General features: G+C 38.6%; 11 protein-coding genes, 1 pseudogene and 1 riboswitch. Of the genes and pseudogenes, 7 read left to right on the top strand and 5 right to left on the bottom strand.

Annotated features, from left to right (window positions below):
* Nucleotides 1-2 precede the first annotated feature (2 nt).
* Nucleotides 3-1,256: pseudogene (locus BELBA_RS20405) on the top strand (outer membrane beta-barrel family protein); the annotation flags it as partial.
* 115 nt (nucleotides 1,257-1,371) lie between these two features.
* On the opposite strand, the gene BELBA_RS07385 reads toward BELBA_RS20405, so the two are convergent.
* Nucleotides 1,372-2,025, bottom strand: a complete 654-nt coding sequence (locus tag BELBA_RS07385) for a hypothetical protein (protein WP_014772108.1) — start codon at nucleotides 2,023-2,025, stop codon at nucleotides 1,372-1,374.
* 158 nt (nucleotides 2,026-2,183) lie between these two features.
* On the bottom strand, nucleotides 2,184-4,748 hold the full coding sequence (locus BELBA_RS07390; protein WP_014772109.1) for a M14 family metallopeptidase: 2,565 nt from the start codon (nucleotides 4,746-4,748) through the stop codon (nucleotides 2,184-2,186).
* A 113-nt stretch (nucleotides 4,749-4,861) separates the two neighbouring features.
* Between BELBA_RS07390 and BELBA_RS07395 the strand changes: the two genes are divergently transcribed.
* The 3 genes from BELBA_RS07395 to BELBA_RS19275 are packed head-to-tail and all read left to right on the top strand — an operon-like array spanning nucleotide 4,862 to nucleotide 5,505.
* A complete protein-coding gene (locus BELBA_RS07395) occupies nucleotides 4,862-5,068 on the top strand; it encodes a PLDc N-terminal domain-containing protein (protein WP_014772110.1) in 207 nt (68 codons plus the stop codon).
* Nucleotides 5,065-5,322 (top strand): PLDc N-terminal domain-containing protein, encoded by a 258-nt coding sequence (locus BELBA_RS07400; RefSeq protein WP_014772111.1) that lies wholly within the window; start codon nucleotides 5,065-5,067, stop codon nucleotides 5,320-5,322. Before BELBA_RS07395 ends, BELBA_RS07400 begins: the two co-directional genes overlap by 4 nt.
* Before the next feature lie 6 nt (nucleotides 5,323-5,328).
* Nucleotides 5,329-5,505, top strand: a complete 177-nt coding sequence (locus BELBA_RS19275) for a PLDc N-terminal domain-containing protein (protein WP_014772112.1) — start codon at nucleotides 5,329-5,331, stop codon at nucleotides 5,503-5,505.
* Nucleotides 5,506-5,864: 359 nt separating this feature from the next.
* On the opposite strand, the gene BELBA_RS07405 is transcribed toward BELBA_RS19275, so the two are convergent.
* On the bottom strand, nucleotides 5,865-6,758 hold the full coding sequence (locus BELBA_RS07405; protein WP_014772113.1) for a TIGR01777 family oxidoreductase: 894 nt from the start codon (nucleotides 6,756-6,758) through the stop codon (nucleotides 5,865-5,867).
* A 138-nt stretch (nucleotides 6,759-6,896) separates the two neighbouring features.
* Nucleotides 6,897-6,963, top strand: a riboswitch (Fluoride riboswitch).
* A 68-nt stretch (nucleotides 6,964-7,031) separates the two neighbouring features.
* Between BELBA_RS07405 and BELBA_RS07410 the strand changes: the two genes are divergently transcribed.
* A complete protein-coding gene (locus tag BELBA_RS07410; RefSeq protein WP_014772115.1) occupies nucleotides 7,032-8,312 on the top strand; it encodes a voltage-gated chloride channel family protein in 1,281 nt (426 codons plus the stop codon).
* A 617-nt stretch (nucleotides 8,313-8,929) separates the two neighbouring features.
* On the opposite strand, the gene BELBA_RS07415 is transcribed toward BELBA_RS07410, so the two are convergent.
* Nucleotides 8,930-10,144, bottom strand: a complete 1,215-nt coding sequence (locus BELBA_RS07415; RefSeq protein WP_014772116.1) for an MFS transporter — start codon at nucleotides 10,142-10,144, stop codon at nucleotides 8,930-8,932.
* A gap of 352 nt (nucleotides 10,145-10,496) precedes the next feature.
* Here BELBA_RS07415 and BELBA_RS07420 point away from each other — a divergent pair, with 352 nt between their 5' ends.
* A complete protein-coding gene (locus BELBA_RS07420; RefSeq protein ID WP_041779277.1) occupies nucleotides 10,497-11,543 on the top strand; it encodes a hypothetical protein in 1,047 nt (348 codons plus the stop codon).
* 69 nt (nucleotides 11,544-11,612) lie between these two features.
* Here BELBA_RS07420 and BELBA_RS07425 read toward each other — a convergent pair whose 3' ends face one another.
* A complete protein-coding gene (locus BELBA_RS07425; RefSeq protein WP_014772117.1) occupies nucleotides 11,613-12,248 on the bottom strand; it encodes a class I SAM-dependent methyltransferase in 636 nt (211 codons plus the stop codon).
* A 234-nt stretch (nucleotides 12,249-12,482) separates the two neighbouring features.
* Between BELBA_RS07425 and BELBA_RS07430 the strand changes: the two genes are divergently transcribed.
* Nucleotides 12,483-14,021 (top strand): SulP family inorganic anion transporter, encoded by a 1,539-nt coding sequence (locus BELBA_RS07430; RefSeq protein ID WP_014772118.1) that lies wholly within the window; start codon nucleotides 12,483-12,485, stop codon nucleotides 14,019-14,021.
* Nucleotides 14,022-14,025: the final 4 nt, after the last annotated feature.

Raw genomic sequence — 14,025 nt, forward strand, 5'->3', positions numbered from 1 at the left:
CAGATTTTGACTTCACCAATATGCATTCTGATGCATCGGCTGTATTGTCCAATGCCTATTGGTTCAATCAAAATGAAGATCAAGCTTCGATGGATAGAATCCGCAACTTGAACAATATGGATTATAACATATTCACAGCCAAAGCAGATTTTGTGAAGCCTTTTGGGAAGGGAAGAGTTTTGGAGACAGGGGTAAAAGGAAGCTGGGTGAAATCTGACAATAACCTTGATTTGGCACGTGCTGAAGAAGAAGAACCATACATGCCCGACCCTAATAGCAATCGATTTATCTACAGAGAAAATGTACTGGCAGCTTATGCTTCCTACAAAAGTAAGTTTTCCGAAAAAGTGAGTTTCCAAGCTGGATTAAGGGGGGAATACTCAGATATTTTGGGCACTTCTGTGACTTTGGAACAAGAAAACGAACAAAAATACTTCAACCTTTTCCCAAGTGTCTTCATTCAGCACAAAGTGAGCAAGGATTATCAGATCGTGTATAATGCCAACAGAAGAATCACCAGACCAAACTATCGCTTACTCAATCCTTTTGTGTTCTACATTGATCCGCTGACAACCGAACGAGGAAATCCAAACCTCAGACCACAGTATGCACACAACTTGGAAATGAATCATATCATCAAAGGAGCATATCAATTCAGTTTTAGTTATGCACTGACCACCGATGTTTTCCAGCAGATCTTTGAACAGGATGAAGCGTCAAGAACGACGACCACCTTTACTTCGAACCTAGATAAATCACAGAATTTGAATTTCAGGGCGATTGTTCCCATAGAAATTACACCTTGGTGGAATACAAACAACATGGTTCAGGCAAATTATATGAAGTGGAAATCGATGATTGGTGATGCTTTATTGGATGTCTCTCAGGTGTCTTACATGATGCGAAGCCAGCATAACTTTATCCTACCAAAAGGCTTCATAGCAGAATTAATTGGGATGTATATGGGACCGATGCTTTGGGGTCAGGCCACTATCGGAGCCATGGGTGGATTGGATGCAGGTATTACCAAGTCATTTGCGAAGGACAAATTCACCTTAACTGTCAACGGAACAGATTTACTGAGAACTCAGGTCATCAGAGCGAATGTCAACTTTGAGCAAATTGATACTTCTTTCAGACAATACCGCAGCAACCAAGGCGTAAGGTTAACATTAAGATACAAATTTGCCCAAGGCGAAAGCTTTAGAATTTCTAACCGAAGTGGAAGTACTGAGGAGAGAGACAGGTTGAATTAATGGGGAAATTATTAATTCATAATAGCTAGAAAAAAATAGATTGGATTAGGTTAATTAAAGGGAGGTTAACTCCGGAAATCAAACATGCCCCAAGGGTTCCTTGGGGCTTTGTTTTTTAAAACACCCAATAATCAAGCATGTGCGGTCTTTCGTTAACCCAAATCAAGTCTAATCTTCCATTGCTTGTCCATAAAAATGTATGTAGAATGGATTTGACAGAATCTAAAGGTGCTAAATGTGAAGAAGCTGACAAATTAAACAAATTCCTTAAACTGTAAGACCCTGGATATTTATTTTTATAACTAACCAGGTTTAGCGTACTTAAATTGATTTCTTCAAGAGAAACATCAATTGCCCTTAAATCATAGATGCTGATATGTTTGAGCAGATTATTTTTTTCAGTTAAGTACAAGGTCTTTTTTTCATTCAAATAATCATTGAAATTGATTTCAGATCTACTATTATTTAGCGTTAATCCCAGATTTTTGACAGCATTTCCTTTTAGTAAGCTGTCTAAAGTAAAGCCTTGGATCTCAACAGATGATTTTTCAAAGCTTTCGGCTATTTCTTCAATTACTATTCCGTCAGTATCCTTCATATACCAAGCGGGAGTGTCATTTTCAGCAAATCCGTATTTATGAATATAATTTTCAAAGTTTTGATCTTCTTGATAATTATCATCAACCTCAATAGTAGAGTTGTGGTTTTTTTCCTTTGATGAACATGATGCAATAAGGAAGAAGAATAATATGATTGATATATTTTTCATATTTAATTTTACCTAAATCAATTCTTTATTGAATTCAAATCATCGGTTGAAAACGCTACAGCTCATAAGCTTTTGACTATCGTCGATTATCCGCTATTATTCCCCCGAAAGCTTTCGGGGGAATGTAACTACTGACTTCATTGCGGATAATCAAATCTCTATCTCCCCGTTCCTCCATTAATGGTACTCCCGAAGAAAATCGCATTCATAAACAATTTGTTGGTACCAAACCAGAATGCTCTAAAGTTGGGGTTGTCAACAAAACCGATTACTCGACCTCGACCAACTGTAGCTACACGAATGGCAGCTGAATCTTTCATCTGCTCTAGGTTGCTGAGGTGGACATAACCGCTTGCCAAGGGCTCAGAGGTGTAAATCATTGGATTGGCGTAGGCATTTGCAGATGGCTGCATAAATTGATTCCCACTTCTGAAAGTGAATAAATCAGGACTTGTATAGCCATACCCTAATGGATGTGTGATATCAAGTTTGACATTGAAGATTGCGCCTCCCGTTACCCTTGCTCCGGTTGCATTACTGTAATCGGCATAAGGTTTTTGAATTGTGCTTTCATCCTTTTTATCTTCTGAATCAACTTTGAATTTGAAAGAACCGATTTCATTTTGATCCAACCAATTCAACGCTGAACCACGAGCGATTAATGTCCCTCCAGCGCTTACCCAGCCTTTCAACTTTTCGGCACCTGATTTTCCTAAACTATAATAACTTCCATTTGGAAGTATGATCGTGTTATATCGATTAATATCTGTTCCGTTGAATCGATCCATGGGCATCAGCGTGATTGGCATTTCATACCTTTGATCAAGCAAATGCCAGATTTCTCCAGCTTCACTACTCGAAACACCTCCATCTACCAGCATTGCGATACTTGGTTTGTTCAAGACATCAAGGCTTGGTGAACCCACATTGACTCCTTTGGTGTAGCCACTGCTGATAGCATAGATTTCTACGCCTGAGGTTTTGGCAGCTGCTTGGAGATCATTGTAAAACTCCTGATCGCTTACTTTTGACAATCCCTTGCTGATAAAGATGCTGCCTCTTTTGAATTTGACTTCACCCTCAGTTTCCATCTCGGCATGACTTACACGGACTAGGTAGCCTTTGTCCATTAACTCATAAGCAGCTTTTGGTGCGTAATATTCAGTCCACTCAAAAGCATAAGCATAAGCGCCAGCCCCACCGATTACTTGACCCTTTGGAAGTTTTAAGCTTTTATCAACTTGCTCTACACTCGCTAAATTTAAGATTCGGCTACTCAATGCCATATGTTCAACATTAAATGCCATAGGCAACGTCCATGCAGATACGTCATAGAATAGACTGTCTGCAAAGCTTGTTCTTGTTTCAAAAATCCCTTTGACCAACCTGTATTGAGGTTGATTGAGTGGGACGATATAGGCTTTGTCTTTTTTGAATTCCATTCCATTCACTGTGATGTCTTCTTTCAAGCTAAAGACATCAATGTCATGCTGAAGAATAATATCTGCTAGATGGAAAATTTTTCCACCATCTTCTTTGGCGCCAAAAATATAGGCTTTGTTGGTGTCTGAATCAGATTCTGACTTGGCCTCAGTGTAGAAATCACGTAAATATTGATTCATTTCTACCCGCATTTCTGTTGCCGCTTCAAAGGAAGAAAGTGTGGTTGTAAATTGATTTTTGATCGTAAATTCAAATCTCACAGGACCATAAATGCTTTCCTGAAGGTGGCCTCGCGAAGAGGCTTGCTCAAATAGAATTCCAATCGAACCTTGTACGTCAGGATAAGTGGAGCCTTTTCCATAATAGAAATCATCGAAATTCTCTTGACTGTAGTAAAGTGAACCAATGTTATCAAGGTACTTGGCATGATATTGCCCGATTTTCTCAGTCAATTCAAAATTTTTCTTTGGTGTCAAAGGATGATTTCTAGCAGGGACTCCCGGCTGGAAAAAGAAAGTACTATTCGTTCCCATTTCATGGAAATCAAGCTGAATATTTGGCAACCAATCTTGGATCACTGCCACGCGATTTCTCGACTCAGGATGCTGAACAGGCAGCCAGTCTCTATTCAAGTCAAACCAATAATGATTGGTTCTTCCTCTTGGCCACGGCTCATTCAGCTCCCTATTGACGGGATCGCCATTTGGAACATAGCTTTTATGGGAATTCACCCAAGAAGCAAATCTATTTACTCCATCAGGGTTCAAGGCAGGATCAATCAAGATAATCACATCTTCTAAATCTGATTCAATTTCATTGGCTGCAGCAAAGTGATAAGCGGCAAGCAGAGAAGCATTGACTGCTGAAGGTTCATTGCCATGAACAGAGTAGCCTGCATATACGACAATTGGCATATCCTTGATATTCACAGCCGCATTTGGCTGTCGGAGTTTTTTTCTTTCAGCCTTGATTTCATCTATCTGATTGTGATTCGATGGACTTGTAATGGTCAAAGTGAGCTGTGGTCTTTGCTCGTAAGTTCTGCCAATTTCTTGGATCGTTACCCGATCGGAGGCAGCCGCAAGGGTTTTCATGTACATGACCACCTGATCGTAGGAAGCATGCCATTCACCCACTTCGAAGCCCAACACTTCTTTTGGTGTTGGGATATCTGGATTGTAGGTGTGGTTTTCGGGGAGATGATATTGGAGGTCAATTTGTGCAAAACTTACCGAAGTGATAAAGCTAAAGAGCAGGAATAAACTTCTTTTTAAAATCATATTTGAATTATTTTATAGATATGAATAGAGTGATTTAAACTATTTTTAGTAGATTCGTTTTCTTCGTTTTTCACTTTAAACAAAAGAGTATGGAATTTATAACGCCGTCATCTATGCCAAGCTTCATCCCAAATGCCATTATATTTACTATAGCTCTTTATGGAATACTTTGGCTTTGGTGTTTGGTAGATTTAATAAAGTCCGAATTTACGGATAATTCAATAAAGTTGCTTTGGGTTGTGATTTTGATTTTTGCAAATCCACTTGCTCCTTTTCTTTATAGTCAAATTGCCAGAAAACAAAAACTTAGATACAGATGAATTTATTATTTATAGGAAGTATAAGTCCCGGAAGTTTTATATTGATTCTCTTTTCGATAGTAGCTTTTGCTTTTTTCGTCTTTTGGATCATTACTTTAGTGGATATAGTCAGGTCTAATTTCAAAGATCCAAACATGAAGCTGATTTGGATTTTGGATTTAATTTTTACAAATCCCATAGGCATGATTATCTATTGGATAATTGCACCAAATCAGAAAATTAATAATTTCAATCAATTTAATCACTTTAAATAAAATACTATGTTTGGATTGGGAATAGTGGGCCTTTTGATTTACGCCTATACAATTTATGATGTGTTGACAAGAAAATTCGGTGGTGGAGGAAATGACAAAATTGTCTGGATCCTAGTGGTCTTGTTTTTGCCACTTCTTGGCACCATTCTTTGGTTTCTCTTCGGTAGAAAGGGGACTTCTTAATACGGTTAGTTTCTCGCAAAGTCAGGGTAGGAGCGGAGTTTCGTTTTTTAGTACAATTCGCCACGGACGAGTTGTACAAAGTGATAAAGTGTGGACATTACTTTATTATTCTAAATCCACTTCAAATTTTTTAACCACGAAGAGCACCAAGGTTTCACCACGAGCACAAAGCTTTTTCACTCTGCAGATCAACAAAATCTAGCTATTCCATCAACCTTAAAACCTTAAAACTTTCCAGCTTTAAAATTATTTCTTAGCTACCCCATCAACGTTAAAATTTATAACTTTCAAAATTTTAAATATCCACTTCGCTACCCCACCAACTTTGAAACTTTTTAACCTTAAAACCTTACAACCATTTATTTAAAAGTCTTCTCTAGCGCTTCTTCGATGCTTGGATAGCGGAATTGGAAACCAGCGGCTTCGATTTTTTTGGAACTCGCTTTGTTTCCTCCAAGGACCATCTGCGCCATTTCCCCCAAAATAATTTTCAACAAAAATCCGGGAACACCAACGCCAACAAACAGCTTATTGATTTTCTTTGCAGCACTTTGAGTGAGCGTTCTATTCGTTACTGGTTTTGGACCTACGGCATTGAACACACCCGATAAGGATTCATTATCTATCGCAAAAACAAACATCCTTGCCAAATCTTCAATCTGAATCCAACTCATCCATTGTTCGCCCGAGCCCAATGGAGCGGCAACAGGTGGCTTGAGCATTTCTTTGAGCGCTCCACCAGATTCATCCAGCACGATACCGATTCGCAACATGACTGTTCTCAAACCTTGTTTTTCTAGCTTTTTGCTTTCATTTTCCCAAGCTATAACTACCTGAGCCAAGAAATCATCTCCGGCAGGACTGTTTTCTGTGATGATGTCATTTTTGGTATTGAACCCATAATAACCTACAGCACTTGCTGCGATAAATGAACTCGGTTTATTTTCCGCTTTTGATATTGCTTCAGCTAAAATCTGTGTGGAATGCGTTCTGCTTTCAAGAATCGCTTGTTTTCTCTTGGCCGTCCAGCGGCTATCTGCCACACCTTCGCCTGCCAAGTGGATGACAGCATCAGCCCATTCAATGGCTTCTTGGTCGATTTTCATCGCTTCTACATCCCAAGAAAATGATTTTTGTTTGTATTTATCAGGAGATCGGCTAAGCCACGCGACTGCATGTCCTTTCGCTTCTAAATGTGCTGTGATTCGTTTTCCTACCAATCCAGATCCTCCTGTGATCAAAATGTTTTTCATGTTTTGCTGGTTAACTTTTCTTAGTTAAAATAATCAAAAAAGGATGTCTTTGTTTTAATATTTAAAAGTTAGACATAATTATTTTGATAAAAAAGGAAAGGCTTGCCTTAGCTTTAGAATCATTATTTTCTATTTTTGTGATGCTTAGGTGATGGGGTTCCACCTTCAACCGCCCATTTTTGGTGCTGATGACTCCTACTTCAACTTTCATTTTCTTCTTTATCGGGATTTCTCGAAGGAAGATTTCACCTTTATCTCTTGTTGGAGTGGGCTATGGCATATTTAAAAATTAAAGAGTTTTCAAAAGAAGAGTTTTTCCCAAGTTTCCAATTTACCATCAAATGGCTTTTGATAGCCACGATTATTGGTCTTTTGGCTGGTTCTGCATCAGCAGGATTTTTGGTTTCCCTGCATTGGGTTACCGAATATCGAGAGTCCAATATTTGGATCATTGCGCTATTGCCTTTGGGCGGATTGCTAATTGGCTGGACCTATCATCAATATGGTCAGAATGTAGTCAAGGGGAACAACCAACTCTTAGAGGAATTCTATAATCCACAGCAAACCATCCCTCTTAGAATGGCTCCTTTGGTGCTTTTCGGAACGCTGGTGACGCATCTTTTTGGGGGTTCGGCAGGACGAGAAGGGACAGCGGTGCAGATGGGTGGAGCGATAGCAGATCAGTTTACGAAGTGGTTTAAGCTCAAAAAAGAAGATCGAAGAATATTGATTACCATTGGAGTGGCAGCAGGTTTTGCTTCTGTATTTGGGACGCCCTTGGCGGGTGCAGTTTTTGCTTTGGAGTGGTTGGTGATTGGGAGAATTCGCTATGAAGCGATTTTGCCAGCTTTTATCGGCGCTTTTGTCGCACATTATGCATGTGCGGAATTATGGGAAGTCCATCATACTCAATACGAAATTCCTATTTTACCCAACCTCAATTTGATCAACTTGCTATGGATTATTCCTGCTGGAATATGTTTTGGTTTGGCGGGAAGATTATTTGCTAAGGCAACACATTTTTGGAGTGAAATATTTAAGAAATACATCAAATACCCACCCTTGAGACCTGTGGTTGGGGGCGTTTTGGTTGCTTTGCTTGTATTTGCAATGGGGACGACGAAGTATATTGGGTTGGGAATTCCCACCATAGTAGATGCTTTTACAGAGGATTTGCCTTGGTATGATTTTTTAGCAAAAATTGGAATGACATCCTTAACACTCGGGGCAGGTTTCAAAGGGGGAGAAGTAACGCCATTATTCTACACCGGCGCCACCTTGGGCAATGCACTAGCTTTCTTGATTCCCTTGCCTGTTGCACTTTTGGCGGGGATGGGTTTTGTGGGAGTTTTCTCGGGAGCGACCAATACGCCGCTTGCTTGTACGCTGATGGGTATAGAACTCTTTGATGCTGAGTCAGGGATTTTTATCGGAGTAGCTTGTGTGACAGCTTATATCTTCAGTGGACATGCAGGGATTTACAATTCCCAGATTATCGGTTCACCCAAAAGTAAGTTTAGAATGGGACAGAAAGGGAATAAAATAGGGGGTTAGATGCGAGAGACTAGAAGCTAGAGGTAAGAATTAAGAGATTAGAAGCAAGAATCAAGACTTGACTTTGGTAGCATGACTTTGATTTTTTGTATAGAGGAATAAAGAATATATCCCTTACATAGACTATGTTGGTTTGATCATCTTATGTTTACCGCAGAGGGCACAAAGGATCGCAGAGATATAGGGTTCAATTTATTACAAAGAAATGTTACCTGAGAAATCACCAACCCTGAAAGGGTTGAACTTTTTCTTAGCTGCAGAGGTGGCATTGATCCAAAATCCCAAAAAGTAAATCCCACTACATTCCCAGCTTACCCTTGTTCAAATAAGAGGGAAAATCTTTTGAAAATTGCTTATTCTTACATTTTTGTATCAAATAAGCATGTTGTAATGTGTTTATTTTTACAAAGTATTAGAAAGTCAGAAAATATTTTGATGAATACCTTGAAAATGAAAAGCACTCCTTAGACTAATCTGCTTCAGTCAGTCACAGCTTCCCCCTCCGCTTCCTCAACTTATATTTCCATTTCGCTCGGGAATATTTAGGGATGGAGCGGAAAGATTGGAGAATAATTAAAACCAAAATCAAAGCCGTCACTCCAAAGACCACATCAAAGCTAAAGGCTAAAGCCTGTATCTAAAAGAATCCCATAAAGCGCAGGACCAACAGCCGAACTCAAAACCATCAAGGAGGTAAACAAACTCCTTACCGTCCCGATGTATTTTTGCCCAAAAAACTCCACTTGCAGTGCTGCTATGGTAGCATTTCCAAAACCTGTCGATAGTCCAATCAAAACCATATAAACATACATAGCCACTGGAGATTGGCCAAACCAAATCACAAATATCCCCATCAGAAATGGAATCAAATAGAAAGGAAAGAAAGTCCTAGCCCTATATTTATCGATCAAAGGACCTGCTGTCAGGATGCTCACCGTACTTGAAATAGCATAAGCGGTCAGCCCTGCCGCGATTACTCCAACGCTCCATCCTTTGAACTCTACAATTGGGAATTGATAAAAGAAAAGTCCTGTAATCGCAAAAGGAATAAAAAAGATATTGGGAGCCAAGAGCAAAAATTCCTTGGACTTCATGATGTCTCTTTGTCTTACTTTAACTATCTCTTTTTTGTCTTTCGAATTTGAAGTCTCAGATGCACTTTCAGGAACCAAGTGCTTCGGCTTCACTACAAAAAGCGTGTAGCCCGTCACAATCACAGCGACTAAACTGGCATTGATCCATAGTGATTCCCGCCAACCAATCTGTGTGATCACCAAAAGAATAATTGCTGGCAATACCGCCTGACCAAGCGGATGTCCCAAGGAAGCCAAGGAGATGGCCTTTCCTCTATTCTCTACAAAATATCGCGACATGGTTGTAATGGCAATATGGGAATACAAGCCTTGACCGGCTAGCCTTAATCCCAAAAAGGCAATCGGAATATACCACCAAGTTTGTGCGAAACTGAAAAATACCAAAGCTACAAGGAATAGGAAAGTTGTAGCCAATGTGAATTTTTTTAGAGAAATGGTATCGATCAATTTCCCGACTTTTGGAAGCATTGCTGCGGATGTAATCGTCGCTACACCATAAAATGTACTGATCAGTCCATTGGAAAGTGCAAATTCCTCAATCAAAAATGGAATGTAGAGTGCAAGTAAAAAAGTCTGCCCAAAACTGGACAGCGCTGTCATCATGATGCCGAAAAACACCATAACTTTGTGCTTTTGAATAAATTGAAAATAATTCACTGGAATAGGTAGGTTTGAAATTCCTTGCAAGGTACGGACTACTTGGAAAAGAGCATTGGATTCTGATGTTTCAATTTTCAACCATTAAGAGTCAATCTATCTTAATTTATATTCTTGTAAAAAAATTTATTACTGCTTTTTAGCTAATGAATTACTCATTTCTCCTACTTCATTTCGTTTTTTATGTGAAATCAGAATAAATAAAGGGTTAAATTGGGTCTTTTGTTACAGTCGGCTTTTGAGTCCTTGATAGAATGTGTAAATTTGAAAGATGATTAGCTGTGAAGATTAACGGAATTCAATGTTGTGATTTTTTGAACGCATCAAAGCCTCAGCACAACGCACCAAGCCCGCTGCCTCCAAGGCATTCAATTAATCCGCTCTAAAGAAATTTAAGCTTTATCATTTATGAATCCGAGAAATAAATAAAAATATGAATACAGAATCAGAAGTTCAAGCAGCCCCCACGACAACAATTCAAAATAAAGTTCTCCTTGTATCCTTCGATAAGCAGCCAAAACTAGCCAAAAAGCTAGCTCAATCTGCTGATGAAGTGGGAGAGTTTGTCTTAGAAGAGGCACCGGAAGATAGGATATTTAATTTCACCTCCCTAAAGCCTGCCATCGATCAAGCAAAGGAGCAAGGGTATAATATTATCGTAGCAGTAGAACCTGAGGAAAATAAAGTTTCTTTAGTTGTGAAAAAGGGAGGCGTCGCAGGAGCGTTTATGGTGCTTAATGTTCACCAAGTTGCAGCTGTTTTGCTCCAAGAATGGATCAAATCCAAGAAATATGAAGGAATGCATTTGTTAAAATCTATCTTGATGTCAGATTTATTGGATGTAGTTTCTCGCAAAGGAAATGTAGAAACCCTCGACCAAATCATTCCTGCGGGCGGTTTGGAGCCGATGTTCAAAGAAACCAACGCAAAATTTGCAGATTTACCAGTAGCTGCATTCAATATTGATCAACAAGTGATGCACTCAGACTTGAGTTTTGAAGATATAGTAGAGCAATTGGTTGTCTTGGAAGGAGCTCAGAGAGTTAAGGAATTGACGATTTATGATGCACTTCTTGAAGTCTATTATTACAATGGATTTTTCAAAGAAAAGGCGGTTGCACTAGATTTGAGCCTAGATATTCACAGAAAGCAACTCAATAAGTTTATGTCTGAAGTCAGGAAAAGTCCAAAATTCCTAGAGGAGATATTCTCGGTAAGTGCTGTGACTGACTTCAACAAAGGAGTAAAAAAGAATATTCTAACAGATAAAGTTTATCAATATCCAATTTCAGGAACAAACATTCTTAAGATTGAAACGGTAGAAGGAGTAAGTATTTCATTGGTTCCTTCTGAAGATAAATTGACTTATTACATTTCAGTAAGAGAATCTGTGAATACACCTGAAAGATTTGAGATGGCTAACAAAGCGCTTGATCAGGAAATTTTTAAACTTGTGCAGTATTTCAACAAAAAGATATAAGGCATTCAAAGTTATTTTATTGTGATAAAAAGGGAGATCAAATTCAATTGGTCTTCCTTTTTTTTGTTTTCAAGATGATTTTTTTCTAAAAATTATCACCCTTTTATGATCAGAAAATATAATTTGAAGACTATATTTTAAAGTTATCCACTTAAAAGTTTTTTCAGAATAAAAGCTAACATGTGTAGCATCTTTGATATAATACCAAACATTGATGTTATTTAATCCAGGGTGGATTTCAGTCATAATAGAAAGGATCCCACCTACTTTTAAAAGGCCTAAGATTTTTTCAAATTCTTGATTTGGTTGATAAAAATGCTCCACACATTCAGTAGCAAAAATAAAGTCATAGGATCCTGCATCAATGCCTTCAGGAAAGAAAAAGGGGTCATAATTATCACATTGGATCTGGAAGGGTTGAAGGACATGACTGATGGCTGGACCAGGCCCACAGCCAAAATCTAAAGCTCGAAGATTTGGCTTCAAATAATTTTTGATTGGCTCTATTGCTTGCATTAAAAATGATACGTAGCCTTTATATTGAGGGCCATTTTTATGCTTCTGATAATGTTCCTTTTCACCAGATCCAATAAAATTTTGTTTAGGCTCTCTAAAAATGAAATCACATTCAAGACAGTGAGTAAATTCATTTTTAAACTCAAAGACTTGATTCGTGGAAAGACAAAGTGGACAGCTGTGAAACATTTGTTAAAATTGAAGAAAAAAAATAACACATCGGCAGCAATCCAAAGAACAAATTGTCTTTTGTCTTTAAATTGAATAGCTTTGCACCTTCTTTTCACCAAATCACAAGCCTCCAGGATGACTTGTACTCCACCCTGATATATAATTTTTAACCTAGATTACTCATTATCTTTTGATAAGGAGATGTGCCTGAGTGCATTTCATATATTACATTCCTATTAAATTTATAAAACAATGACACAGATGTTTTATCGCCTGTTTAAACCTACGCAGGCAAATCTGAAAGATGAAGTATTATCTGGGTTGACTGTAGCCTTGGCTTTAGTGCCTGAAGCAGTTGCATTTTCATTGATCGCTGGCGTAAGTCCATTGATTGGGCTTTATACTGCTTTTATCATTGGTTTGATTACTTCTATTTTAGGTGGTAGACCTGGGATGATCTCAGGAGCGACTGGAGCAATTGCTGTAGTTGTGGTAGCTTTAGTAGCTACTCATGGTGTAGAATACCTTTTTGCGGCTGTGATTTTGATGGGTCTGATTCAGATTTTGGTTGGTGTTTTAAAACTAGGAAAATTAATCAGACTAGTTCCACACCCTGTAATGTTTGGTTTTGTAAATGGTTTGGCAATAGTAATTGCCATGGCGCAGTTTGATCAGTTTAAATTCACTACTGCAACAGGTGCTGTAGAGTGGATGTCTGGTAGCCCACTCTACATCATGCTGGCACTTGTTGCTTTGACCATGATCATCATTAAATTTTTACCGAAGTTGACCAGTGCTGTTCCTTCAGCATTGGTGGCAATAACTACCGTATCCTTCATTGTGATTTTTGGAGGGGTTGATACCCGTACTGTTGGTGATTTGGCTTCGATCAGTGGAGGATTACCAGAATTTCATCTTCCAATGGTTCCTTTGAATTTGGAGACTTTTATGATTATTCTTCCTTACTCAGCAATTATGGCTGGAGTAGGATTGATTGAGAGCTTGCTGACACTGACTTTGATTGATGAGATCACAGAAACTAGAGGACATGGAAATAAAGAGTGTGTAGCGCAAGGAGTGGCGAATCTTACCACTGGCTTTTTCGGTGGAATGGGAGGATGTGCAATGATCGGTCAATCTTTAATTAATGTCAATGCGGGAGGAAGAAACCGAATATCAGGAATTGTGGCTTCAGTAGGACTTTTGGTATTCATTCTTTTTCTTTCTACTTATATAGAAATGGTCCCAATGGCTGCATTGGTGGGACTGATGTTTATGGTGGCTATTGGAACATTCGAATGGGCTTCATTGAAAGTTTTTCGTAAAGTGCCTTTTCATGATGTTTTGGTGATGGTGATCGTGACTTTGGTAACTGTATTCTTACATAATCTTGCACTTGCAGTCTTGATTGGGGTAATTATTTCAGCTTTGGTTTTTGCATGGCAAAATGCTAAAATGATCCGTACAAGAAAACGAATAGACGAAAATGGGGTCAAGCATTATGAAGTTTTTGGTCCCTTGTTTTTTGCCTCAGCGTTGACTTTCGGACAAAAGTTTGATCCCACTAATGATCCAGATGAAATTGTTATTGATTTTGCGGAAAGTAGAATTGTAGATCATTCAGGTATTGATGCCATTCATAAAGTAACTGAACGCTACCAAAAACTCGGGAAAACTGTTTACATCCGCCATTTGAATACCTCTAGCAAGGTCTTGTTAGAAAAAGCAGAAAAAATCATCAACGTCAATTACACGGATGATGATCCAAGTTTCAAAATTATTGTAGATTAGGGGT

It is taken from the genome of Belliella baltica DSM 15883 (assembly GCF_000265405.1).
Taxonomy (GTDB): domain Bacteria; phylum Bacteroidota; class Bacteroidia; order Cytophagales; family Cyclobacteriaceae; genus Belliella; species Belliella baltica.

Excerpts from the sequence above, each read along its gene's own strand:
- BELBA_RS07385 (WP_014772108.1), bottom strand. The coding sequence starts at position 2,025 with ATGAAAAATATATCAATCATATTATTCTTCTTCCTTATTGCATCATGT.
- BELBA_RS07390 (WP_014772109.1), bottom strand. The coding sequence starts at position 4,748 with ATGATTTTAAAAAGAAGTTTATTCCTGCTCTTTAGCTTTATCACTTCG.
- BELBA_RS07395 (WP_014772110.1), top strand. The coding sequence starts at position 4,862 with ATGCCAAGCTTCATCCCAAATGCCATTATATTTACTATAGCTCTTTAT.
- BELBA_RS07400 (WP_014772111.1), top strand. The coding sequence starts at position 5,065 with ATGAATTTATTATTTATAGGAAGTATAAGTCCCGGAAGTTTTATATTG.
- BELBA_RS19275 (WP_014772112.1), top strand. The coding sequence starts at position 5,329 with ATGTTTGGATTGGGAATAGTGGGCCTTTTGATTTACGCCTATACAATT.
- BELBA_RS07405 (WP_014772113.1), bottom strand. The coding sequence starts at position 6,758 with ATGAAAAACATTTTGATCACAGGAGGATCTGGATTGGTAGGAAAACGA.
- BELBA_RS07410 (WP_014772115.1), top strand. The coding sequence starts at position 7,032 with ATGGCATATTTAAAAATTAAAGAGTTTTCAAAAGAAGAGTTTTTCCCA.
- BELBA_RS07420 (WP_041779277.1), top strand. The coding sequence starts at position 10,497 with ATGAATACAGAATCAGAAGTTCAAGCAGCCCCCACGACAACAATTCAA.
- BELBA_RS07425 (WP_014772117.1), bottom strand. The coding sequence starts at position 12,248 with ATGTTTCACAGCTGTCCACTTTGTCTTTCCACGAATCAAGTCTTTGAG.
- BELBA_RS07430 (WP_014772118.1), top strand. The coding sequence starts at position 12,483 with ATGACACAGATGTTTTATCGCCTGTTTAAACCTACGCAGGCAAATCTG.